This window comes from Pseudomonas sp. 8(2025) (genome assembly GCF_052665325.1).
Map to the genome: position 1 here is coordinate 148,986 of NZ_JBQOIE010000002.1, position 24,700 is coordinate 173,685.

At 63.8% G+C, this 24,700-nt stretch carries 19 protein-coding genes; 5 read left to right on the plus strand and 14 right to left on the minus strand.

Translation table 11 applies throughout. From position 1 onward, the window contains the following. Positions 1–313 precede the first annotated feature (313 nt). From ACUXVH_RS04605 to amaB, 7 genes are all read right to left on the minus strand, one after another. Positions 314–1,030, minus strand: coding sequence for an ABC transporter ATP-binding protein (locus ACUXVH_RS04605; protein WP_011058970.1), 717 nt, complete (start codon positions 1,028–1,030; stop codon positions 314–316). Next, on the minus strand, positions 1,027–1,899 hold the full coding sequence (locus ACUXVH_RS04610) for an ATP-binding cassette domain-containing protein (RefSeq protein WP_011058969.1): 873 nt from the start codon (positions 1,897–1,899) through the stop codon (positions 1,027–1,029). Before ACUXVH_RS04610 ends, ACUXVH_RS04605 begins: the two co-directional genes overlap by 4 nt. Further along, positions 1,896–3,191 (minus strand): high-affinity branched-chain amino acid ABC transporter permease LivM, encoded by a 1,296-nt coding sequence (livM, locus tag ACUXVH_RS04615; RefSeq protein WP_011058968.1) that lies wholly within the window; start codon positions 3,189–3,191, stop codon positions 1,896–1,898. The genes ACUXVH_RS04610 and livM overlap by 4 nt, the downstream gene beginning before the upstream one ends. A 2-nt stretch (positions 3,192–3,193) precedes the next feature. Continuing rightward, on the minus strand, positions 3,194–4,108 hold the full coding sequence (locus ACUXVH_RS04620) for an ABC transporter permease subunit (protein WP_011058967.1): 915 nt from the start codon (positions 4,106–4,108) through the stop codon (positions 3,194–3,196). A 161-nt stretch (positions 4,109–4,269) separates the two neighbouring features. Beyond that, positions 4,270–5,406, minus strand: coding sequence for a branched-chain amino acid ABC transporter substrate-binding protein (locus tag ACUXVH_RS04625; RefSeq protein ID WP_011058966.1), 1,137 nt, complete (start codon positions 5,404–5,406; stop codon positions 4,270–4,272). 364 nt (positions 5,407–5,770) lie between these two features. Continuing rightward, on the minus strand, positions 5,771–7,054 hold the full coding sequence (gene amaA, locus ACUXVH_RS04630) for an L-pipecolate oxidase (RefSeq protein ID WP_220223620.1): 1,284 nt from the start codon (positions 7,052–7,054) through the stop codon (positions 5,771–5,773). A gap of 113 nt (positions 7,055–7,167) precedes the next feature. Then, the gene (gene amaB, locus ACUXVH_RS04635) at positions 7,168–8,658 is read right to left on the minus strand and encodes an L-piperidine-6-carboxylate dehydrogenase (RefSeq protein ID WP_282598878.1); all 1,491 of its coding nucleotides are present in this window, start codon (positions 8,656–8,658) and stop codon (positions 7,168–7,170) included. Positions 8,659–8,828: 170 nt separating this feature from the next. On the opposite strand from amaB, the gene ACUXVH_RS04640 reads away from it, so the two are divergent. From ACUXVH_RS04640 to nadE, 3 genes are all read left to right on the plus strand, one after another. Further along, positions 8,829–9,731, plus strand: a complete 903-nt coding sequence (locus ACUXVH_RS04640) for a LysR family transcriptional regulator (RefSeq protein WP_015633948.1) — start codon at positions 8,829–8,831, stop codon at positions 9,729–9,731. Between the two features lie 202 nt (positions 9,732–9,933). Continuing rightward, positions 9,934–11,148, plus strand: coding sequence for a nicotinate phosphoribosyltransferase (pncB, locus tag ACUXVH_RS04645; RefSeq protein ID WP_015633947.1), 1,215 nt, complete (start codon positions 9,934–9,936; stop codon positions 11,146–11,148). A 3-nt stretch (positions 11,149–11,151) separates the two neighbouring features. Beyond that, positions 11,152–11,979, plus strand: a complete 828-nt coding sequence (gene nadE / locus ACUXVH_RS04650) for an ammonia-dependent NAD(+) synthetase (protein ID WP_445494076.1) — start codon at positions 11,152–11,154, stop codon at positions 11,977–11,979. 153 nt (positions 11,980–12,132) lie between these two features. Here the strand turns inward: nadE and azu are convergent, their stop codons facing one another. Beyond that, entirely contained in the window at positions 12,133–12,579 is a 447-nt protein-coding gene (gene azu, locus ACUXVH_RS04655) for an azurin (protein ID WP_011058960.1), read from the minus strand. Positions 12,580–12,930: 351 nt separating this feature from the next. Here azu and ACUXVH_RS04660 point away from each other — a divergent pair, with 351 nt between their 5' ends. Together ACUXVH_RS04660 and ACUXVH_RS04665 are read left to right on the plus strand one after the other, a co-directional pair. Further along, positions 12,931–13,518 (plus strand): LOG family protein, encoded by a 588-nt coding sequence (locus ACUXVH_RS04660; protein ID WP_019096143.1) that lies wholly within the window; start codon positions 12,931–12,933, stop codon positions 13,516–13,518. Positions 13,519–13,586: 68 nt separating this feature from the next. Next, the gene (locus ACUXVH_RS04665; RefSeq protein WP_011058958.1) at positions 13,587–13,763 is read left to right on the plus strand and encodes a hypothetical protein; all 177 of its coding nucleotides are present in this window, start codon (positions 13,587–13,589) and stop codon (positions 13,761–13,763) included. Between the two features lie 109 nt (positions 13,764–13,872). Here ACUXVH_RS04665 and ACUXVH_RS04670 read toward each other — a convergent pair whose 3' ends face one another. The 6 genes from ACUXVH_RS04670 to ACUXVH_RS04695 form a co-directional block, all read right to left on the minus strand. Further along, positions 13,873–14,763 (minus strand): transglutaminase family protein, encoded by an 891-nt coding sequence (locus ACUXVH_RS04670; RefSeq protein WP_011058957.1) that lies wholly within the window; start codon positions 14,761–14,763, stop codon positions 13,873–13,875. Next, positions 14,763–17,249 (minus strand): circularly permuted type 2 ATP-grasp protein, encoded by a 2,487-nt coding sequence (locus ACUXVH_RS04675; protein WP_445494079.1) that lies wholly within the window; start codon positions 17,247–17,249, stop codon positions 14,763–14,765. The genes ACUXVH_RS04670 and ACUXVH_RS04675 overlap by 1 nt, the downstream gene beginning before the upstream one ends. Before the next feature lie 87 nt (positions 17,250–17,336). After that, positions 17,337–20,612: a transglutaminase family protein gene (locus ACUXVH_RS04680; RefSeq protein ID WP_065364887.1), complete on the minus strand. Its 3,276-nt coding sequence runs from the start codon at positions 20,610–20,612 to the stop codon at positions 17,337–17,339. A gap of 171 nt (positions 20,613–20,783) precedes the next feature. Then, positions 20,784–21,233, minus strand: a complete 450-nt coding sequence (locus ACUXVH_RS04685) for a hypothetical protein (RefSeq protein WP_011058954.1) — start codon at positions 21,231–21,233, stop codon at positions 20,784–20,786. After that, positions 21,230–22,171, minus strand: coding sequence for an NAD synthetase (locus tag ACUXVH_RS04690; RefSeq protein WP_445494082.1), 942 nt, complete (start codon positions 22,169–22,171; stop codon positions 21,230–21,232). Before ACUXVH_RS04690 ends, ACUXVH_RS04685 begins: the two co-directional genes overlap by 4 nt. Before the next feature lie 172 nt (positions 22,172–22,343). Then, positions 22,344–24,641 carry a YgiQ family radical SAM protein gene (locus tag ACUXVH_RS04695; RefSeq protein WP_011058952.1) on the minus strand — a complete coding sequence of 766 codons (2,298 nt, stop codon included), beginning with the start codon at positions 24,639–24,641 and terminating at the stop codon, positions 22,344–22,346. Between the last annotated feature and the right edge of the window lie 59 nt (positions 24,642–24,700).

Consider the following 24,700-nt stretch of genomic DNA (forward strand, 5'->3'; position numbering starts at 1 on the left):
GCCAGCTACACCCACGTTACCCACAGCCCGCTCCACAGCAAACGGGGACAAGTCAAAACAGTGGAAAAACAACTGTTTGCAGCGTCTTTATGCCGCGTTAAAGCAGCTTGCCAGGAATGTTTTCCACAATTACCGGACACAGGCTTGGTGCAGGCGCAAAGCGCCAGTCGGCGCTCGGTGAAATCAGAAAGGCGGTCAGGCGGCCCCCTTCGCTGGCAAGCCAGCGCCTACAGGGGAGGACGGGATGGGGTGGGCATAACAATGCCCCGGCGGCGCGGGCCGGCGGGGCATGCTTTATCCACAGAGCGGACGGTCAGTGGCCGCCCAGGTAAGCGTTGCGCACCTCCTCGTTGACCAGCAGTTCCTTGCCGGTGCCGCTCAGGCGGATCTCGCCGTTGACCATCACGTAGGCGCGGTCCGAGAGCTTCAGCGCGTGGTTGGCGTTCTGCTCCACCAGGAAGATGGTCATGCCGGTGGCCGCCAACTCCCTCAAGGTGGCGAAGATCTGCTTCACCACGATCGGCGCCAGGCCCAGGCTCGGCTCATCCAGCAGCAGCAACTTGGGCCGGCTCATCAATGCCCGGGCAATGGCCAGCATCTGCTGCTCGCCGCCAGACATGGTCATGGCCCGCTGGGTACGCCGCTCCTTGAGGCGGGGAAACAGCTCGAACATGCGCTGCATGTCCTCATTGGCGTACTTGTCGCCAATGGGGATGGTGCCCATCAGCAGGTTTTCCTCCACGGTCATGTCGGGGAACACCCGACGCCCTTCCGGGGACTGGGCGATACCGTTGGAGGCGATGTAGTGGGACGACTTGTGGGTGATGTCCACACCGCGATAGAGAATCTGCCCGGACTCCGCCCGGGGCTGGCCGAAGATCGACATCAGCAGGGTCGACTTGCCGGCACCGTTGGAGCCGATCAGGCTCACGGTTTCCCCTTCGTTGATGTGCAGCGAGACTTTCTTCAGGGCCTGGATCGGGCCGTAGTACACGTCCAGGTCCTTGAGTTCGAGGATAGGTTGAGTCATGCCAGTTCCTCTTCGTCGGCACCCAGGTAGGCGGCAATCACTTTCGGATCATTGCGGATCGCCTCCGGGCCGCCCTCGGCGATCACGTTGCCGTGGTCGAGCACCACGATGTGGTCGGAAATACTCATCACCATGCCCATGTCGTGTTCGATCAGCACCACGGTCAGGTCGTGCTCGTCGCGCAGCAGCCGGATCATTGCGCTCAGCGCTTCGGTTTCCTGGGGGTTGAGGCCGGCGGCCGGCTCGTCGAGGCAGATGATCTGCGGCCGGGTACACATGGCCCGGGCGATCTCCAGGCGCCGTTGCTGGCCGTAGGACAGCTCGCCGGCCAGGCGGTTGGCGCAGTCCACCAGGTCCACCACCTCCAGCCAGTAGAAGGCATGGTCCAGGGCGGCGCTTTCCGCCTTGCGGTAGCCCTTGGTGTTGAGGATGCCCGCCAGCAGGTTGCGGTTGACCCACATGTGCTGGGCCACCAGCAGGTTTTCCACCACGGACATTTCCTTGAACAGGCGAATGTTCTGGAAGGTCCGCGCCAGCCCGGCGCGGTTCACCAGGTGGGTGCCGCCGAACATCTTGTAGTACAAGCGGCTGGCGAAGCTTTTCGGCGAGACGAAGTCGGTGGCGCGAAAGGGCTCGCCCAGGAGCTTGATGACGTTGGTCTGCCGGCCCCGGGTATTGAGCTCGATGCGCCCGCCGGAGGCCTTGTAGAAGCCGGTCAGGCAGTTGAACACCGTGGTCTTGCCGGCGCCGTTGGGGCCGATCAGGGCGAAGATCGAGTTGCGCTTGACCTTCAGGCTGACGTCGCTGAGGGCCTTGATGCCACCGAAGTGCATCATCAGGTTTTCGACCGAAAGAATGTATTCGCTCATGGCGCGTTCCCCTCAGTCAGAGCACCTTTGCGTGGAGTGACGCCGGTGCGGCTGATGCGGATCAGCCCTCGCGGTCGCCAGATCATCATCAACACCATGAGAATGCCGAACAGCAGCACCCGGTACTCGGAGAAGCTGCGCAGCAACTCCGGCGCCACAGTCAGCACGAAGGCCGCGATCACCACGCCCACCGTCGAGCCCATGCCCCCCAGCACCACGATGGCCAGGATCAGCGCCGATTCGAAGAAGGTGAACGACGACGGGTTGACGAAGCCCTGGTAGCTGGCGAAGAACACCCCGGCCAGGCCGGCGGTGGAAGCACCGATGGTGAAGGCCGAGAGTTTGACCAACACATGGTTCAGGCCCATGGCGCGGCAGGCGATCTCGTCTTCACGCAGGGCTTCCCAGGCCCGCCCCACGGGCATGCGGGTCAGCCGGTGCTTGATGTAGAGCACCAGCAGCACCACCAGGAACAGCACGATGTAGATGAACAGGAATTTCAGGTTGGGGTTGTATTCCAGGCCGAAGAACTCATGAAACGGCACCCCGCCGTCCTTGGCCTTGCGGCCGAACTCCAGGCCCAGGAAAGTCGGCGACGGCACCGGCATGCCGTTGGGGCCACCGGTGAAGGACAGCCAGTTATTGAGCACCAGGCGGATGATCTCGCCGAAGCCCAGGGTCACGATGGCCAGGTAGTCGCCGTGCATCCTCAGCACCGGGAAGCCCAATATGCACCCCGCCAGGGCCGCGGCAATCGCCGCCAGGGGCAGCACGGTCCAGAAGCCCAGGCCCAGGTACTGGTAGCCCAGGGCCAGGCCGTAGGCGCCGATGGCGTAGAACGCCACGTAACCCAGGTCCAGCAGGCCCGCCAGCCCCACCACGATGTTCAGCCCCAGGCCCAGCAGTACGTAGATCAACCCGAGAATGACCACGGTCAGCAGGTACTTGTTGGCGAAGAACGGAAACACGATGGCGATCACGATCAGGGCCGGGATGATCCAGCGCAGCCGCGACTTGTAGTCCGGCGCCAGCACATGCACGCCGGAGCCGGTGCTTTCAAAGCCCTGGAGAATCTTCAGGCCCTTGGGGGTTTGCAGGAACAGGCTCAGGGCCAGCCGGCCGGCCATGACAATGGCTACCAGCCAGGCCACGCGAGTCGGCTGCAGGTTGAAACTGTAGCCATCGAGCACCACACCCACGATGGGGCCAAACACGATCAGCGAGATCAGCCCGGCCAGCACGGCGTCGATGACGCTCTTTTTGATATCAATCGGTTTATTGGCAGCAGACATACTTACACCTTCGCCACGAGTGGGCGACCCAGCAGGCCTTGGGGACGGAAGATCAGGATCAGCACCAGCAGCGAGAAACTGAACACGTCTTTGTAGTCGGAGTTGATCAAGCCGGAGAACAGCGACTCGGAGATGCCGAGGATGATCCCGCCGAGCATCGCCCCAGGCAGCGAGCCGATGCCGCCGAGTACCGCAGCGGTGAACGCCTTGATGCCGATGACGAAGCCGGCATAGAAGTCGAACGTGCCGTAGTTCATGGTGATCAGCACCCCGGCCAGGGCCGCCATGGCCGCGCCGATGACGAACACGTAGGAGATCACCCGGTCGGTGTTGATGCCGAGGATCGAGGCCATCTTGCGGTCTTGCTGGGTGGCCCGGCACATACGCCCGAGCTTGGTGTACTTGATGATGTAGGTGAGCAGCGCCATGCCGGCGAACGCCGCCACCAGGATGAAGATCTTGGTGTAGGTGAGCTGCACGAAGCCTGTGCCGATATCGACTTTCCAGGCCCCGGCCAGCAGGGTCGGAACCCCTTGCTGCTTGGCGCCCTGGCTGATCTGCGCGTAGTTCTGCAGGATCAGCGAAATGCCGATGGCGCTGATCAGCGGCGCCAGGCGGGTGGAGTTGCGCAGGGGTTTGTAGGCCACGCGCTCGATGACCCAGCCATAGATCCCCGTCACCACGACGGTGAAGATCAGCGTGCCGAGAATGAGTAGCGGGAAGGATTCAATGCCGAAATAGGCCAGCAGAGCCAGACTGATTGCCGCGAGGTAGGCGGAAATCATGTAAACCTCGCCGTGGGCGAAGTTGATCATGCCGATGATGCCATAGACCATTGTGTAGCCGATGGCGATCAGACCGTAGACGGACCCGAGGGTCAGCCCATTGATCAGTTGCTGCAGGAAAATACCATCCATAACGCAATCTCACGGACTTGAGAGACTGCACAGGCCGTCGACGCCGGACAGGGATCACCCGTCTGCGCAACACGTCCGTTGTGCAGCTCTACGAGAAAAGGCAAGTACTGCACGAGCAGGGACCGGTACCAGGGGGTGGTACCGGCCCGTTCGGACTCATGTCACTTCTGTTTTTCCAGCTGGTGGTACTTGCCGTCCTTGTCCCACTGATAGACCACGTAGTCGGAAACCTTGAGGTCACCCTTGGCGTCCCAGGACTTCTCGCCCATCACGGTTTTCACCGGATTGGCCTTGAGCCATTTGGCCGCATCTTCGCCCTTGTTGGACTTGGCGCCGCCGAAGCCGGCCGCCAGGGCCTGGATCGAGGCATAAGCGTACAGGGTATAGCCCTCGGGCTCGGTGCCGGCCTTGCGGAAGGCATCCACCACGGCCTTGCTGTCTGGCAGCAGGCGCGGGTCGGCGCCGAAGGTCATGTACACGCCGTCAACGTATTGCGGGCCACCGGCGGTGGTCACCAATTCGTCGGTAACGATGCCGTCGTCGGACATGAACTTGACGTCCTTCAGGCCCTGCTCGCGCAGTTGGCGTACCAGCGGACCGGCTTCCGGATGCAGGCCGCCGAAGTACACCACGTCGGCGCCGGCGGCGCGGATCTTGGTCACCACGGCGCTGAAGTCTTTCTCGCCACGGGTCAGGCCCTCGTACAGCACCGGGGTCACGCCGCGCTTGGTCAACTGTGCCTTGGTGGCATCCGCCAGGCCCTGGCCGTAGGTGTCCTTGTCGTGCAGCACCACGACTTTCTTGCCCTTGAGCACATCGATGATGTAGTCACCGGCGACGATGCCCTGCTGGTCGTCACGCCCGCACATGCGGAACATCGCGGAGAGGCCACGCTCGGTGACCTGGGGGTTGGTGGAGCCCGGGGTGATGGCAATCACACCGGCGTCGCTGTACACCTCGGAAGCCGGAATGGTCGACGAGGAGCAGAAGTGCCCGACCACGCCGGCCACCTTGTCCTGGTCCACCAGGCGGTTGGCCACTGCCACCGCCTGCTTGGGTTCACAGGCGTCATCGCCCTTGACCAGGACGATCTTCTCGCCGTTGACCCCGCCCTTGGCGTTGATCTCGTCAGCCGCTGCCTGTGCACCCTTCATGTACTGCTCGCCAAATGCCGCGTTGGCGCCTGTCATGGGACCCGCTACACCGATCTTCAGGTCGGCTTGAGCAAACGCAGAAACACCCAGCGCAGTTGCCACTGCGAGGGCCAGAAAGCCTTTCTTGTAAAACGTCTGGGACATGAGGTGGTGCTCCAAGGTTTTTTTAGTTGGCACTGCGACTTCACTAAGGTTGCTCAGAGCAAGCGCCGTGCCAGTGGTTTTTTATTCTGAAAAAAGTCGCTGTCTTATTGTTATTTCGACTGTTTCGAGCCCTTTTTTATTGGGCGTGCAACCGTCTAAACCGCGGAAGGTAAAACCCTGCTTTTTAATGGGCGCAACCCATGCGTGCCATCATTGCAACCGCGACACAATTCAACGTGCAACCCTGCTGTAACAGCTCGCGTCACCGAACTGCACACTGCTGGTGCGAGACTGCTACGAGCCGCACCATTACAGGCTAGTCGCTGCATCGAAAAGCGTCGTCGGCCGCCCACTATTTCCTTGTTCAGATCACAATTCGCAGGCACTGGCCCGCGTGGTAGAGGGAGAAGCCGGCTTCGTACAGGCAACTGCGCAAGCCCACGCCGGCCAGGGGCTGCATGGCTGCGAAGGGGATCGGCAGGGCCTGGGGGTCGCCGTTGCACAGGTAGTCGGCGAAGGCCTTGCCCACCACGGTTCCGGTGGTCACGCCCCGGCCGTTGTAACCGGTGACAGCCACCAGGCCCGGGGCCGGCTCGAACAGGCGCATCAGGTGGTCGGGGGTGAAGGCGATGCAGCCGGTCCAGGTGCATTCCCACTCCACCGGCTTGAGGTACGGGAAGTAATGCTGCTGTACGCGGTCGGCCCAGGCCTTGAGGAACCACAAGGGCTTCTGGCTGCCATTGCCCAGGCTGCCCAGCAACAGGCGGCCCTCGGCATCCCGGCGGATGCTGCTGAGCACCTGTCGGGTATCCCAGGAGCCCTGGCCCCCGGGCAGGATCTGCCGGGCCGCTTCTTCGGTCAGGGGCGCGGAAGCCACCTGGTAGTAGTAGCCGGGGAAGAAGTTGCGCCGCAGCTCGGTCCAGTCGCCTTCGGTGTAGGCGTTGGAGGCGATCACCACCTGCTCGGCCAGCACCGAGCCCTGCTCGGTCTGCACCGACCAGCGCTGGCCCTGGCGCTCCAGGCGGGTGACCGCGGAATGGTCGAACAGACGCCCGCCCAATTCCGTCGCCGCCCTGGCCAGGCCGCTGACGTAAGCCATGGGGTTGAGGGTTCCCGCCCGCCGGTCGAGCAGGGCCGCGGCAATCTTGCGAGTGCCGGTGGCCGCTTCGCACGCCGCGCCGGTCAGCAACTCCACGGGGGCCCCGCGACGTTTCCACTGTTCTTCACGGCTGCGCAGATCGGCCTCGCCCCGGGCGTTGTGGGCCATGTGCAAAGTGCCTTCGCGGCGCAGCTGGCAATCGATGTGGTACTTGTCCACCAGGCTGAACACCAATGACGGCGCCGCGCCGAGCATGCGGTTGAGCTGGCTGCCCACCTGCTCGCCGAAACCGGCCTCGATCTCGTCCGGCGGGATCCACATGCCGGCGTTCACCAGCCCGACGTTGCGCCCTGAACCGCCGTGCCCCGCGCGGTGGGCTTCGACCACACAGACCCGCTTGCCCTGCTCCAGCAAATGCACGGCGGCCGACAGCCCGGTGAAGCCGGCGCCGATGATGCACACATCCGCCGTCAGCTCGCCCTTGAGCGGCGCCCTGTCAGGCCGTTGCGGGGTGAGTGTTTCCCACAGACATTGTTCTTGTAGCGCCATTGCCAGACTCCGAAATCAACGAACCACAGACGCTGAAACGCACTTGCCGCTGTTCGCCAGCAAGCTGGCTCCTACAAACCTCCCCGCAGGAGCGAGCGTGCTCGCGAAAAGACTCAATCGAAGGTGATGCCCTGGGCCAGCGGCAGCTCCCGGGAGTAGTTGACGGTGTTGGTCTGGCGCCGCATGTAGCCGCGCCAGGCATCGGAGCCGGATTCGCGACCGCCGCCGGTTTCCTTCTCGCCGCCGAAGGCGCCGCCGATCTCTGCGCCGCTGGGGCCGATGTTGACGTTGGCGATGCCGCAGTCGCTGCCCACCGCCGACATGAACTGCTCGGCCTCACGCACGTCGGTGGTGAAGATGCAGGACGACAGGCCCTGAGGCACGGCGTTGTTCAGGCGCAGCGCTTCTTCGAAGTCGTTGTAGCCGATCACATAGAGGATCGGCGCGAAGGTTTCGCTGCACACCACCTCGCTCTGCTCGGGCATTTCGACGATGGCCGGCGACACGTAGTAGGCGTTGGGGAACTGGTCCTGCAACTGGCGCTGGCCGCCGAAGACCCGGCCGCCCTCGCTCAGGGCCTGCTCCAGGGCATCCTGCATCGCCTCGAAACTGTGCTTGTCGATCAGCGGGCCGATCAGGTTGCCTTCCAGCGGGTGGCCGATGCGCACCTTGGAATAGGCCGTCTTGAGGCGGCTGATGATTTCCTCTTTCACCGACTCGTGGGCAATCAGGCGACGCAGGGTGGTGCAACGCTGGCCGGCGGTACCCACGGCGCTGAACAGGATGGCGCGCACCGCCATGTCCAGATCGGCGCTGGGGCCGAGGATCATGGCATTGTTGCCGCCCAGTTCGAGGATGCTGCGGGCAAAACGCGCGGCCACTTTCGGCGCCACTTCGCGGCCCATGCGGGTGCTGCCGGTGGCACTGATCAGGGCCACCCGCGGATCGTCCACCAGGGCGGCGCCGGCATCACGGCCGCCGATGATCACCTGGCTCAGGTATTCGGGCGCATCCTGGAAGTTCTTCAACACGCGCTCCAGCAGCGCCTGGCAGGCCAGGGCGGTGAGCGGGGTCTTTTCCGAGGGTTTCCAGATCACCGGGTTGCCGCAGACCAGCGCCAGGGTGGTGTTCCAGGCCCAGACCGCTACCGGGAAGTTGAAGGCGCTGATCACCCCGACAACCCCCAGGGGATGCCAGGTTTCACGCATGTGATGGCCCGAGCGCTCGGAGGCGATGGTCAGGCCGTAGAGCTGGCGCGACAGGCCGACGGCGAAGTCGCAGATGTCGATCATTTCCTGCACTTCCCCCAGGCCTTCCTGGGTGATCTTGCCGGCTTCCCAGGACACCAGCTCCCCCAGGTCGGCCTTGTACTCGCGCAGCACCTCGCCGAATTGCCGCACCAGCTCGCCGCGACGGGGTGCCGGCACCTTGCGCCACAGGGCGAATGCATGCTCTGCGCGACTGACCTGCTGCTCCACCTCGGCGGCGCCCTGCCAGTTCACCGCGGCGATCCGGCTGCCGTCGATGGGCGAGTGCACAGGCTGGGTGCCCGACTGGTACAGGGCCGGGTTGACACCCAGACGATCAAGCAATGCGGCAACCATGGGGTTACTCCTTACAGATGAAAGCGAAAGAACCAGGCCGCTGCGACGGCCATCAAGGCTAGTAGTTGTAGCTGGCCCGAGACTTGCCAACAAACGACCTTTAAGCGAGATATCATTCCGTTTATTCATGCTGAGCCGCTCGCTGGCACCCATAAGAACAAGGACCACCCATGCTCAACAAACGCTACTTGCCGTCGATCACCGCCCTGCAGTGCTTCGAGGCCGTGACCCGGCACCTGAGCTTCACCCGTGCGGCCGAAGAGCTCAACCTGACCCAGAGCGCGGTGAGCAAGCAAGTGGCGCAACTGGAAGAGCTGCTGCAACACCTGCTGTTTCGTCGGGTACGGCGGCGCCTGCAACTGACTCCGGCCGGCGACCTGTACCTGGTGGAGGTGCGCAAGATCCTCACCCAGGTGGAGATGTCTACCCATTACCTGCGTTCCTACGGCGGCGAGACCGAAGTCCTACGAGTCTCCACGCCCTACACTTTTGGCGCCCGCTGGCTGGTGCCGCGCCTCAAGGGCTGGCGACTGCGCCACCCGCACATCCACCTGGACCTGTGCAATGAGCAAGAGCCTGACGAACTGCTCCAGGGCCATGCCGACCTGGCCTTCTACTTTGGCCAGGGTTCACGCCCCGGCACCGAGAGCCTGAAGCTGTTCAGCGAAGAGCTGGTGGCGGTCTGCGCCCCTGACAGCCTGCCCGCCGAGCCCTTGACCGACCCCAGGCAACTCACTGAACTGGTGCTGTTGCAGAACGCTTCACGGCCCCAGGGCTGGCACGAATGGTTCGATCAACAGGGCTACCAGACCGAGCACAGCTACCACGGCCCACGCTTCGAAACCTTCTATATGTGCATCCGTGCGGCCCAGGTCGGCTGCGGGGTCGCCCTGCTGCCACGTTTTCTGGTGGAAGAAGAACTGGCTGAAGGCAAGCTGGTGATCGCCTGGGAATACGCCATGCCCAGCCAGGACGCCTATTACCTGGCCTACCCCGAACACTCGGCGGAAGTGCCCAAGGTCCGGGACTTCGTGCGCTGGATGCTCGAACACAACGACTCGCCCCTCCCGTAGGAGCCGGCTTGCCGGCGATGGGGCCCTTGAGCCCTGCTCAAGACTGAAGATCCGTTCGCTGGCAAGCCAGCTCCTACGGCCGGAGAATGGCCCGCCACAAAAAACACTGGCAAAGCGCTGCGCGTCTATGCGCCACTAGCGCCTTCATTGAAAGAGCTGAATGCCGCACTTGTCCGTCGCGGCCAGCATGGAGATTCCCGTTATGAGCGAGAGTGTGTTTGCCGATCGCATCGTGCAGAACCTGCTCGACACCGACTTCTACAAACTGACCATGATGCAGGCGGTGCTGCACAACTACCCCAACGTCGAGGTGGAATGGGAGTTTCGTTGCCGTAACAGCGAGGACCTGCGGCCCTATCTGGCAGAGATCCGCTACCAGTTCGAGCGCCTGGCGGAACTGAGCCTGAGCGCCGACCAGTTGGGCTTTCTCGAACGGATCAGCTTCCTCAAGCCGGATTTCCTGCGCTTTCTCGGGCTGTTTCGCTTCAACCTGCGCTACGTGCATACCGGCATCGAGGACGGCGAGCTGTTTATCCGCCTGCGCGGCCCCTGGCTGCACGTGATCCTGTTCGAAGTGCCGATGCTGGCCATCATCAGCGAGGTGCGCAACCGCTACCGCTATCGCGAGATCCAGCTGGTCCAGGCCCGCGAGCAGCTGTACCGCAAGTTCGACTGGCTGACCGCCAACGCCAGCAGCGAAGAACTTTCCGAGCTGCAAGTGGCGGATTTCGGCACCCGCCGACGCTTTTCCTACCGGGTCCAGGAAGAAGTAGTGAACGTGCTCAAGCACGATTTCCCCGGACGTTTTGTCGGCACCAGCAACGTGCACCTGTCCCGGGAACTGAACATGAAACCCCTGGGCACCATGGCCCACGAATGGATCATGGCCCACCAGCAACTGGGGCCGCGGCTGATCGACAGCCAGATCGCCGCCCTCGACTGCTGGGTCCGCGAATACCGTGGCTTGCTGGGCATCGCCCTGACGGATTGCATCACCACCGATGCTTTCCTCGGCGATTTCGACCTGTTCTTCGCCAAGCTGTTCGACGGCCTGCGCCACGACTCCGGCGACCCGATCCTTTGGGCGGAAAAGGCCATCGCCCACTACCACAAGCTGGGCATCGATCCGATGAGCAAGACCCTGGTGTTCTCCGACAGCCTGAGCCTGCCGCGCGCCCTGGAAATATTCCGTGCGCTGCGGGGGCGGATCAATGTCAGCTTCGGCATCGGCACCAACCTGACCTGTGACATTCCCGGTGTCGAGCCGATGAGCATCGTGCTTAAAATGGCTGCCTGCAATGGCCAGCCCGTCGCCAAGATCTCCGATGAAGCGGGCAAGACCCATTGCAAGGATCCGAACTTCGTCGCTTACTTGCGCCACGTTTTCCAAGTACCTGCCCAACCTGGCAAGGAGTGAATCATGCAAGCCGTACAGCGTGAGATTGCGCAGCAGCTCAAGGTCCAAGCACCTTTTCCCGACCACGCCGCCCTTGAGGCAGAAATCGCCCGGCGCATCCGCTTCATCCAGGACTGCCTGGTCAATTCCGGGCTCAAGTCCCTGGTGCTGGGTATCAGCGGCGGCGTCGACTCCCTGACCGCCGGCCTGCTGGCCCAACGGGCGATGCGTGAATTGCGCGAACGCAGCGGGGACGATGGCTACCGCTTCATTGCCGTGCGCCTGCCCTATGAGACCCAGTTCGACGAGCACGATGCCCAGGCCTCGGTGGACTTCATCAACCCTGACGAACGCCACACCGTGAACATCGGCCCGGCGGTCAGGGCCCTGGCCAACGAAGTGGCGGCCTTCGAGGGGCAGCACGCGGTGTCCCGGGATTTCGTCCTCGGCAACACCAAGGCGCGGATGCGCATGGTGGCCCAGTACACCATCGCCGGCGCCGCCCATGGCCTGGTGATAGGTACCGACCACGCCGCCGAAGCGGTGATGGGTTTCTTTACCAAGTTCGGTGACGGCGCCTGCGACCTGGCGCCCCTGAGCGGCCTGGTGAAAAACCAGGTGCGCTCCATTGCCCGCCACTTCGGTGCCCCGGAATCGCTGGTGGAAAAGGTCCCTACCGCCGACCTCGAAGACCTGTCGCCGGGCAAGCCGGACGAAGCGTCCCACGGCGTCACCTACGCCGAGATCGACGCCTTCCTGCATGGCCAGCCGGTACGTGAGGAAGCCTTCAAGATCATCTGCGACACCTACCGCAAGACCCGTCACAAACGCGTCATGCCCTTCGCCCCATGACCCGCCTCGCTCTGTAGGTGCCGGCTTGCCGGCGAAAGGGCCGCTTGTGCTGCACAAGGCTCGAGGGCCTCTTCGCGGGCAAGCCCGCTCCTACGGATGCACACAAAAAAAGCGCCCCTGGGGGCGCTTTCTTGTTGCAGCCGGGCCTGATGCTTACTTCAGGACCACAGCGCCTTTCATCATCGAGTTGTGGCCTGGGAACGAGCAGAAGAACTGGTAGCTTTCGCCAGCGGTCAGCTTCGATACGTCGAAGGTCACCGAATCTTTCTCGCCGGCACCGATGATCTTGGTGTGGGCGATGACGCGGGTGTCGCCTTCCTTCAGGTAGCTCTTGTCGATGCCGGCGGCCATGCCGTCGGTGGCGATGCCAGCCATGTCTGCGGTCTTGCTCAGTACCCAGTTGTGGCCCATGACGTTCTTCGGCAGGCTGCCGGAGTGGGTCAGGTTCACGGTGAAGGTCTTGCAGCTCTTGTCGATGGTGATTTCCTTAGTGTTGAAGGACATCTGGTCGGTAGAGTCGACATCGACCTTGCATTCGGCGGCCATCAGTTGGCTGCTGGCCAGTGTCAACAGGGATACCGCAACGAGTTTGGCAAACATGGTGAATCTCCAAGGCAGGGTTAACAAAATCCATCTGAATCCATGGGACGGAAGACTGCCTGAATTTCTCGCAAGTTCCTATGATTTGCATCAAAAAATTGTATACAACTCTCTGCTATCGACCTGATCAAGACAATCAACCGGCCAGCGGCATGGCACGCTTCTAGAATCACGCCATCGTCCCTGATCGGAGTCACCCTCATGCCGTTGAACAGCCTGTTTCGCAGCTTGCTCGCCGCCTACGCCTGTGGCGCCAGCGGTACCCATGAAACCCCGCAACGGGAGGTTTAATACTTGGAGCGAGGCCGGCGAGCCTTTACTCTGAGGCCATCAATGACCTCGGAGTAAGGCATGTCGTTAACTTCTGTCTGTGTATTCTGTGGCGCCAGCACCGGCGCCAACCCTCTCTATCGTGAAGCCGCCCAGGCCCTGGGCCGGGCCATCGCCGAGCGCAAGCTGACCCTGGTGTATGGCGGCGGCGCGGTAGGGCTGATGGGCATCGTCGCCGACGCGGCCCTGGCGGCCGGGGGCGAAGTCATCGGGATCATTCCGCAAAGCCTGAAGGACAAGGAAATCGGCCATCGCGGCCTGACCCGCCTGGAAGTGGTGGACGGCATGCACGCCCGCAAGGCGCGCATGGCCGAGCTCAGCGACGCCTTCATCGCCCTGCCCGGCGGCCTGGGAACCCTGGAAGAACTGTTCGAAGTCTGGACCTGGGGCCAGTTGGGCTACCACCACAAGCCGCTCGGCCTGCTGGAAGTGAATGGCTTCTACGAAAAACTCAGCGGTTTTCTCGATCATATCGTCGGCGAAGGCTTCGTCCGTGCCCCGCACCGTGACATGCTGCAAATGAGCGAGTCGCCGGCCGGCCTGCTGGATGCGCTGGACGCCTGGCAACCGACGGTCCCGGACAAATGGGCCGAAGGCAAACCCAGCTAACCACCCGGCCCCGATAACAGGCAGAATACGCGCCGCTCAACCTCACCTTCGACCCCAGAGGATCGCCCATGGCCAAACCCAACTACTCCTTCGCCAAACGTCAACGTGACTTGGCCAAGGAACAGAAGAAAGAGGAAAAGCTGCAACGCAAGAAAGCCGCCGCTGAAGAAACCAGCGCACTGAACCCGGATGCAGAAGGTGAAGTGAGCGTCGACGACGCCGAGCCCGAGGCCCCCCAGGCCTGACCTGCCCCGTAGGAGCTGGCTGGCCAGCGAAAGCGCTCTCCAGCCCTACGCAATATCCGCAGGCCCCATCGCTGGCAAGCCGGCTCCTGCAAGGTCGGAGATGGCAGTGTCATGCCAGGGGCATGACGGTGACCCGAACATCCGGGTCATGGCTGCCCCCTCCCAGAATCACCCCACGCAACGGCGACACATCGGAAAAATCCCGGCCCCAGGCCAGGGTGATGTGCTCCAGCGCCGGCTGCACGTTGTTGGTCGGGTCGAAATCCACCCAGCCCAGCACCGGGCAAAACACTGAAACCCAGGCATGGGAAGCATCGGCGCCGATCAGCCGCGGCTGCCCCGGCGGTGGCTGGGTCAGCAGGTAGCCACTGACATAGCGCGCCGCCAGCCCTCGCGAGCGCAGGCAGGCCAGCATCAGGTGGGCGAAGTCCTGGCACACCCCGCGCCGACGTTCCAGCACCTCCACCAGCGGCGTCGCCACCTGGGTGGCTTCGGCGTCGAAAGTGAACTCACTGAAGATCTTCTCCATCAACGCCTGGGCGCCCTGCAACAGCGGCCGCCCCGGTACGAAGCAACTGGCGCAGAACTCGACAAAACTCTGCTTCAGATGCACATAAGGCGATTCGAAACGGTAGCGACAGGCTTCCAGCAACGCCTCGGACAAGGGCTGGCCGCTGTAGGTCAGGGCGCCGCGGGCGGCATCCCAGGGCAGTGACGCGGCAAAATCCAGCGCCGGCCGCTCCAGCACCTCGACACTGAGCTGGGCATTGACCAGCAATTCGTCATGGGGCCGCTCGAAGGCCAGGCGGGTCAGCGGATTGCCGAATACATCCTGCTCGTCACGACGGCTGGTAGGGTCGGGGCTGATCAGCAATTGCCGCTCGCTGCACAGTTGCCAGGCACAGGCCCGGGGCCACAGGTGCGCCAGTTGCTGGGCCAGGGACACCGGGCTGTCGTAGCGGTAGTGGGTGTCGTGGAACACCTGGTAGCGCGCGCTCATCAGACCGACACCGTTTGCTGGCTGACATCATCCACATGGGCGAAATGCCGCAGCGCCAGGCGGTCCGAAACCTGCCCGCTGACCTCGGCGATCTCCTGCAGCAGGTCCGCCAGGCCCTCCACTGCGGCGCGCACACTGGCCTCGCCGAACAGCGAGTTCTCCAGGCAGCCCAGGTCGAAATGCGCCAGGCGCTCCACCAGCCGCGGCAGCGCCAGCTCGCGGGGCACGCCGAAATCATCGTTGAGGCGCTTGAGGGTGCGGGTCACCAGCTTGAGCTGGAACAACACGGCGTGGGGGTTCTGTTCATCCAGCAGCAACAGGTCGAGGACCGGAATCAACTGCGCCACCGCCAGGTAGCGCGACCGGTAGGTGATGCTGCTGTTACCCAGCTCCAGCAGCCAGTCCAGGCCGGCCTGGTCGAAGGCCGCGGTGCCCCGCAGGAAGGCCGCGAGGCTGCTGCTGAGGAACTGCAGGCGCTCGATGCGCCGGCCAATCATCAGGAAGCGCCAGCCTTCGTCGCGGGTCATGTCGTCCAGGGCGAACCCGGAGAGCGCCGCCAGGGACATCACCAGGCGGTTGAGAAAATCCAGCAGTTCGGCGAAATCCGGCTCCGGAGTGTCCAGCTCCTGGGCCTCGCGCTGCAGCTCCACCAGGGCCTGCCAGTTTTCCCGGGACAGCTTGCCGCGTACCTGGGAAGCCGCCCACTGCAAGCGTTGCAGGTTGGAGCGCAGGCTGAAGGACCAGTCCTCACCCAACAGGGCCGCCAGCAGGCGCTCGGGCAGCTCGCCCTCATCCGGCAGCAGCATCAGGCTTTCTCCCAGGTCCACCGCGGCCAGCAAGGCTTGCGGGTCATCGCCATCGACATAGCGCGCCAGCATGATCCGCAGCAGCCGCGCACTGTCGTCACAGCGCTCGCAATAACGGCCGAACCAGAACAGGTTTTCCACCACCCGCGACGGCAGGTAGGGATCGCGGCGCACCAGGTCATACACGCCGATGGTGCGCTGGGCCTTCCACTGCTCGCCGCTGGGCGCCCGCTCCCCCAGCACCCAGGTGTCCTTGCTGGCGCCACCGCGCTGCATCGACACCACTTCGGCACCGGCCTGGGCAGCGACCCGGGTCAGGCCTCCGGGCAGCACCCGGTAGCCGTCCTCGCTGGCCACCGCATACACCCGCATGCCGATGGCACGGGGCTGCAGCTGCCCGTTCTCGGCCTGCCAGACCGGCGCCTGGGACAGTTGCGGCAATTCCTGGGCGACATAGGCATAGGGCCGCGCCCGAATGCGCTCAGCCATTTGCAGGCGTTGCTCGGGGTCCAGGTCGCGGCCCAGCACCGGGGTGAAGCTCTGGGAAGCGAAGGCCGGCTTGACCAGCAGATCCGGGAGTTTTTCCAGGGCCTGCTGCAGCACCGGGGCCTCGCCGCACCACCAGGTAGCGATGGACGGCAGAAGCAGTTCCTCGCCCAGCAGAAACTGGCTGATCTTCGGCAGGAAGCCCAGCAGGCCGGGGGACTCCAGCACCCCGCTGCCCAGGGCGTTGGCCACCAGCACCCGGCCCTGGCGCACCGCGTCCAGCAGCCCGGGAACCCCCAGGGCCGAGTCAGTGCGCAACTCCAGCGGATCGCAGAAATCGTCGTCCAGGCGACGCATGATGGCGTGCACCCGGCGCAGGCCGCTGAGAGTCTTGAGGTACACCGTGGCATCACGCACGGTCAGGTCGCCGCCCTCCACCAGCGGGTAGCCAAGCTGTCGCGCCAGGTACAGGTGCTCGAAATAGCTCTCGTTGAACCGCCCTGGCGTCAGCAGCACCACCAGCGGCGCTTCGCTGTCCCGGGGTGCCTGGCGGGCCAGGGTTTCCTGCAGGGTGCGGAAGAACCCGGCCAGGTGCTGCACTTGCAGGTCGCGGTACAGGTCGGGGAACGCCCGGGACACGCTCATGCGGTTCTCCAGGGCATAGCCGGCCCCGGAGGGCGCCTGGGTACGGTCGGCGGTGACCCACCAGCGCCCGTCCGGGCTGCGTGCCAGGTCCACGGCATACAGGTGCAGGAAGGTCTGTTCCGGCGGGCAGATGCCCTGGCACGGCCAGAGGAAATTGTTGTGGCCGAACACCAGTTCCGCCGGCAGCAGCCCTTCACGGATCAACCGCTGCGGGCCATACAGGTCCGCCAGCACGGCATTGAGCAGGCGAGCGCGCTGGGCGATTCCGGTGGACAGCAACTGCCATTCATCCGCCGCGATCACATGGGGCAACAGGTCCAGTTCCCAGGGCCGGTCGGCGCCCTTGGGGTCGGCATAGACGTTGTAGGTGACGCCGTTCTCGTGGATCTGCCGGGTCAGCAGCGCCTGGCGCTGGGCCAGTTGACCGGGGCTGCTGCGCTGCAACTGTTCCAGCAGCCGCTGCCAGTGCGCCCGGACCTGGCCCTGGTCATCCAGCAACTCGTGGTAGGTACCCGCCGTCAGCGGGTAACGGTCTAGCAAGTCAGGCATGGAACACTCGGCAGACGGCAGGGAAAGTCAGATTAACGCACCGCCATGACGCCCGGATATGGCTATCTCACAGGCGTCGCAGGTGGATTAGAAGCGTCGCAAATCCAGGGTCAGCGGCAACTCGGCATTGATCACCACTGGCGGCACCTCCAGGCTTCCCGGGCTATGGCCAAGGCGGAAGAAGCGCGCCATGCGCCGGCTTTCCGCCTCGTTGGCATTCACCGGCAGGCTGTCGTAATTACGCCCGCCGGGGTGGGCCACATGGTATTGGCAGCCGCCCAGGGAGCGCTGCATCCAGGTATCGAGCAGGTCGAACACCAGCGGTGCATGCACCGGGATAGTGGGTTGCAGGCAATTGGCCGGCTGCCAGGCGCGGTAACGTACCCCGGCGACAAACTCGCCGACCCGCCCAGTGGGATGCAGGGGCAGCGCCACGCCATTGCAGGTCAGCACGTGGCGCTCGGGTACCAGGCCGCCGACCTTGACCTGCAGGCGCTCCAGGGAAGAGTCGACATAACGCACCGTGCCGCCCGCCGCGCCCTCCTCCCCCAGCACATGCCAGGGCTCCAGGGCCTGGCGCAGTTCCAGCTCGATGCCACTGACGGCGTAATCGCCGACCTTGGGAAAGCGGAACTCCAGGTGCGCGGCAAACCATTCGGCCCGCAGCGGGTAGCCGGCGGCATTCAGCTCTACCAACACATCAGCGAAATCCTGTTCGATAAAGTGCGGCAACAGAAAACGATCGTGCAGTTCGATGCCCCAGCGCGCCAATCGGGCCGGTGCGTAAGGCTCGCGCCAGAAGCGCGCCACCAGCGCCCGCAGCAGCAACTGCTGGGCCAGGCTCATGCGCGCATGGGGCGGCATTTCAAAGGCCCGCAGCTCCAGCAGGCCAAGGCGCCCAGTGGCGCCATCCGGCGAATACAGCTTATCGATGCAGAACTCGGCGCGATGGGTGTTGCCGGTGACATCGATCAACAGGTTGCGCAGCAGGCGGTCCACCAACCAGGGCGCGCACTCCTGGCCGGGAGCCGGCATCTGCGCGAAGGCAATCTCCAGCTCGTACAGCGCGTCATTGCGTGCCTCGTCGACCCTCGGTGCCTGGGACGTGGGGCCGATGAACAACCCGGAAAACAGGTAGGACAGCGACGGGTGGTTGTGCCAGTAACTGATCAGGCTGCGCAGCAGGTCGGGGCGCCGCAGGAACGGCGAGTCGGCCGGGGTGGCTCCGCCAAGGACAAAATGGTTGCCGCCACCGGTGCCGGTGTGGCGCCCATCGATCATGAACTTCTCGCTGGTCAGGCGCGTCTGCCGGGCCTGCTCATAGAGAAACTCGGTGCGCTCCACCAACTCGTCCCAACTGACCGAGGGCTGCACGTTGACTTCAATCACCCCCGGGTCCGGGGTCACCCGGAAGTTGCACAAGCGAGGGTCCGCCGGCGGCTCGTAGCCCTCCAGCAAGACCGGGCAGCGCAGCTCCTCGGCCGTGGCCTCGATCACGCTGACCAGTTGCAGGTAATCCTCCAGACGCTCCAGGGGCGGCATGAACAGGTACAACCGCCCCTCGCGCGCCTCGGCGCAGAGCGCGGTACGGGTCAGCCAGTCGGCGGACTCGTCCACCTGGGGCACCCGCTCGTCCGCCACTGCCGGCTCATCAATCGCTGCCAGCTGAGCCGCGCCCGCCAGTTCGGGAAAATCCTGGTTCGGATCGGTGGCGTGAATGAACGGATACTCCGCCGCCGTCACCCAGGGCTGGGACGCCAGGGGCAAGCGATAGCCCAGGGGCGAATCACCCGGTACCAGCCGGCAATGGTTATCGCGCAGGTACCAGCGCCCGCTCTGCCACTGGTCGCCCTTGGCGGTACGGGCCAAGGGCAGGACCTGGCCGATGACCTTGTCCAGCCCCTGGCTGAAAACCTTGCGCAGGCGCTGCCGCTCCAGGGCATCCTCCAGCCGCGAATCCTCGGCGCTGACATTCAGCGGCAGGCTGCCTTCGCGCCACAGGTAGTAGAAATTGTCCTCGTAGGCGGGAAACACAAAACGCGCAGGCAGCTTCAGACGCTCGGCGACACTGGCCAGAAAACGTCCGGCCAACAGCGCATCGGCGGCGTAATCTTCATGCTCGTCGGCAATCAGCGCGTTGTTGCGCCACACCGGTACACCGTCGCGACGCCAGTGGCAATTCAGCGACCAGCGCGGCAGTTGCTCTCCCGGGTACCACTTGCCCTGGCCGAAGTGCACCAGGCCCTGGGGCGCATAGTGCTGGCGCAGGCGCTGGAACAGCTCGCCGGCCAGGCGGCGCTTGTTCGCCCCCAGGGCTGCCGTATTCCACTCCGGGCCATCGGGATCGTCGATGGCGACGAAAGTCGGTTCGCCACCCATGGTCAGGCGCACATCCGCCTCCAGCAGGTCGACATCGATCTGCCGGCCCAGGGCCTGGATCGCCAGCCATTGCTCGTCGGTGTAGGGCTTGGTCACCCGGGGCGCTTCCCAGATGCGCTCCACACTCATCTCATGGCTGAATTCGCATTCGCAGGGCTCCACCAGCCCGGTGATGGGCGCTGCTGAAGAGGGGTCGGGGCTGCAGGCCAGGGGAATATGCCCTTCCCCGGCGAACAGCCCGGACGTGGCATCCAGGCCGATCCAGCCGGCGCCCGGCAGGTACACCTCGCACCAGGCATGCAGGTCGGTGAAGTCCACCTCGGTGCCGGAGGGGCCATCCAGGGATTTGACGTCCGCCGTCAGCTGGATCAGGTAGCCGGAGACAAAGCGCGCCGCCAACCCCAGGTTGCGCAGCAATTGCACCAGCAGCCAGGCCGAGTCCCGGCAGGAGCCGGAGGCGTTGAGCAGGGTCTGCTCCGGAGTCTGCACCCCGGGCTCCATGCGGATCAGGTAGGCGATGTCGGCACTCAACCGCTGGTTCAGGCCCACCAGGAAATCCACCGCCGGCAGCGGTGAGCGCGAAATGGCGTCCAGGTAAGCCTGGAACCTCGGCGTCAGGGGCAGGGTTTCCAGGTAGGGCGCCAGCTCGCGCTGTTCATCGGCGGCATAAGCGAAGGGAATCTGCTCGGCGTAGGGCTCGAGGAAGAAATCGAACGGGTTGAACACCGCCATTTCCGCCAGCAGGTCGACTTCGATCCGCAGCTCGCTGGTTTTTTCCGGGAACACCAGACGCGCCAGGTAATTGCCCTGCGGGTCCTGCTGCCAATTGATGAAATGCTGCTCGGGCTGGACCTTCAGCGCATAGGAGAGAATTCGCGTGCGGCTGTGGGCCGCCGGGCGCAGGCGAACGATCTGCGGGCCCAGTTCGACGGCGCGGTCGTAGCGATAGTGCGTGACATGGTGCAATGCGACATGAATCGACACGGCGTGCCTCCTGCGAGCCTGAACGGTGGGAGAACCTGCGCAAGACTTATGCCAGCGCGCAAGTCCATGGGGTTGTTCAGCGACCCTGGGCAGTACAGCACCAAAACCGCGCAATCGATGCATCCCGGTGCAGGCAATTGCACATAAATGCGCCAGAAGGCAGGCGACGAATCAGCCGCGCTTGCGCTGCTGCTTGAAGCGCTGGCGCTGCTGGCGGATCTGCAGCAGCCGTTCGCGCATTTCCCGGTGCCGCTTGCTGTTGAGCAGCAACAGCCCGAGCAGCGGCAGCAACACGCCGAACAGGTACACCCCCTGGTGCGGGTGATACTGAAACATCGGCACCACCCCAAGCAGGCAGGCGACAAAGTAGCCGGCCACCAACCATACCGCGCGGGAAATGCCACGCACTATCAGCAGGTTGCCCAGCACCAGCAGCGGGATCAGTACCAACAGGCCAAACAGCAGGTATTCGTCGCGCTGGGGCGGTGCCATGGCGCGCCAATAAGTGGTGCCGGCCAGGGACAGCAGGAGCGAGGCACTGAAGCAGCCCAGCAGCACGGTGAGCATGAAGGTCGGGAAATAACGTACCAGGAAGTCTCTCATGCGGCCGCCATCTATCACTCGTCGAACTCCTCGTAGAGCCCCACCGCAAGGGTTTTCACCTGGCCAAGATTGCCGGAGCTGATACTCCCGCTGGTACTCAGGGCAGCGCCCAGAGCATCCTGCATCTGGGTCAGGGTGGCGTGGCGGATCTGCGTCGACGAATAGCGCCTGGGCAACGCACCGGCACGCTGTTGCAGCTTCAGCAGCTTGGAGGTCAGGCTCGGGTCCCGCAGGGTCAACAGTTCCTTGGTCAGCTTGGCCCGTTCCTGGCGGTTGAGGCCCTTGAGCAACTGCATCCAGCTTTTGCCGGTGTTCGCCGCCTTGCTGGCCTTGAGCAGCCTGAGCGTGGTCAGCGCCGAACCGCCGACACCCACCAGGGAAATGCCATCGAGAATCGGCGTGACTATGTTGTACCACTCGGCATCGTCCATGCGGTCGTTGGCCGCCGGGTCCTGGATCTCGTTGATCACCCGCGCGCCGCCAATCACGCACTGAGCGGTGCCGGCCATCGCCGCCGAGGCCCCAAGCGCTACCACCCAGACACTGGCACCGGCGGTGAAGGGCACGGCGATGCTGCCGCTGAACACCACCAGCCAGCCGATCACTGCGGCCGTGCAGGCCAGGGTGGTGTTGATGGATTCAGTGGCCAGCCGCGATTCGCGCGGGTTGTTCTTCACCTGGTCGACGAACTGCTGGGGCGCGATGTAGCGCTTGGCCTCGCGCAAGATCACCCGCTTGGGCACGATGCTGCAGATCGGCCTGAATTCGCGCAGGGTCACGACATTGAAGTCGGCATCGATGTACACCACCCCGGCACCGGCAATCGAGGGATCGGTGTCGATGGCGGCAAACAGACGCGGCAGGTTGATCTGGCTTTCGATCCGTTGGCGGGCAAGAACCTGGGTCAGGCTGAGGTCCCTGATCACTCCGTCTAGTGGGCTGGTCACGCGGTTCATCCTTGGTCTGACGATGTGAATCTGCCTGATAGCCATGAGCCAGCCAGGCATCGCGGCAATGCAAGCCCGGCAACCTTAACAAAGCCCTGACCGTTTGTTGCTCGCCCGCCGGTAAAAAAATCGATCTCCATAAAAGCAAAACGCCAGCTCGGTGGCTGGCGTTTTGTGGGGTTTAGCGCGGCACTACCGGCTTGCGGGTCGGCTTCTTGCCTTTGCCCTTGGCCGCATCGGCGCGCTCCTTGGCCGCCTGCTTGTTGCGGGCAAACGCCGCAGCCTTGGCCTGTTCGCGCTTGTCCCAGGCATTGCCGCCGTCGCTGCCGCGAGGAGGTAGCCCGGTGTGCTGGGTAAGGATCTTGGTTTCCTTGGCCACCTTGTGGCTGCCGGCCGGTGTCGAATTCTTGCGACGGGCACTCTGGTAGCTGTCGGTAGCCGGCTGGTGGGTCGGAATCAGCTGGTTCTTGCCCGGACCGATCAGGTCGCCACGGCCCATGCGCAGCAGAGCCTCGCGCAGCATCGGCCAGCCCTTCGGATCGTGGTAGCGCAGGAACGCCTTGTGCAGGCGGCGCTGCTCCTCGCTCTTGACGATGGTCACGCCGTCGCTCTTGTAGGTGACCTTGCGCAGCGGGTTCTTGCCCGAGTGGTACATGGCCGTGGCGGTGGCCATCGGCGACGGGTAGAACGCCTGTACCTGGTCCGCGCGAAAGCCATTGCCCTTGAGCCACAGGGCCAGGTTCATCATGTCTTCATCGGTGGTGCCCGGGTGGGCGGCGATGAAGTACGGAATCAGGTACTGCTCCTTGCCCGCTTCCTTGGAGTATTTCTCGAACATCCGCTTGAAGCGGTCGTAGGTACCAATGCCCGGCTTCATCATCTGATTGAGCGGACCTTCCTCGGTGTGTTCCGGGGCGATCTTCAAGTAGCCGCCCACGTGGTGGGTCACCAGCTCCTTGACGTACTCCGGCGACTCGACCGCCAGGTCGTAGCGCAGGCCGGAGGCGATGAGGATCTTCTTCACCCCGGGCAAGGCACGGGCGCTGCGATACAGCTGGATCAGCGACGAATGGTCGGTGTTCAGGTTCGGACAGATGCCCGGGAACACGCAGGACGGCTTGCGGCACGCGGATTCGATTTCCGGGCTCTTGCAGGCGATGCGGTACATGTTCGCGGTCGGGCCGCCGAGGTCGGAAATGACCCCGGTAAAACCTGGAACCTTGTCGCGAATTTCTTCGATCTCGCGAATGATCGACTCTTCGGAACGGTTCTGGATGATCCGCCCTTCGTGCTCGGTGATGGAGCAGAAAGTACAACCGCCGAAGCAGCCGCGCATGATGTTCACCGAGAAACGGATCATGTCGTAGGCCGGGATCTTTTCCTTGCCATAGGCCGGGTGCGGAATGCGCTGATAAGGCATGCCGAACACGTAGTCCATTTCCTCGGTGGTCATGGGAATGGGCGGCGGGTTGAACCACACGTCCACTTCGCCATGCTTCTGCACCAGGGCGCGGGCGTTGCCCGGGTTGGTTTCCAGGTGCAGCACACGGTTGGCGTGGGCATACAGGACCGGGTCGTTGCGCACCTTCTCCATGGACGGCAGGCGGATCACGGTCTTGTCCCGGGTCATGCGCGGGCTGGCAAGGATCTGCACCACCTTGGCTTCCTGGGGATCGTCCACCGGGCCCTTTTCCTGCTCGATGGCGCAGGCCTGGGTGTCCTGGGTATTGACGTAGGGGTTGATGATCTTGTCGATCTTGCCCGGGCGGTCGATACGGGTGGAGTCCACTTCGTACCAGTCCTTGGGCGTGTCGCGGCGGATGAAAGCGGTGCCGCGCACGTCGGTGATGTCTTCGATCTTGTGGCCGTAGGACAGGCGCTGGGCCACTTCGACAATGGCTCGCTCGGCGTTGCCGTAGAGCAGGATATCGGCGCTGGCGTCGATCAGGATCGAGTTGCGCACCCGGTCCTGCCAGTAGTCGTAGTGGGCGATGCGGCGCAGGGACGCTTCAATGCCGCCGAGAACGATGGGCACGTGCTTGTAGGCTTCCTTGCAGCGCTGGCTGTAGACCAGGCTCGCACGATCCGGGCGTTTGCCCGCCAGGCCACCGGGGGTGTAGGCGTCGTCGGAGCGGATTTTCTTGTCGGCGGTGTAGCGATTGATCATCGAGTCCATGTTGCCGGCAGCGACACCGAAGAACAGGTTCGGCTCGCCGAGCTTCATGAAGTCGTCTTTGGACTGCCAGTTGGGCTGGGCGATGATCCCGACGCGAAAGCCCTGGGACTCCAGCAGCCGGCCGATGATCGCCATGCCGAACGACGGGTGATCGACGTAGGCATCACCGGTGACGATGATGATGTCGCAGGAATCCCAGCCGAGCTGATCCATCTCCTCCCTGCTCATGGGCAGGAATGGTGCTGGCCCGAAACATTCGGCCCAGTACTTGGGATAGTCAAATAACGGCTTGGCTGCTTGCATGTCGATGACCGGTGTTGGCTTGGATAGGGACGCGTTGATTCACAGGGAAATTCGCGGGC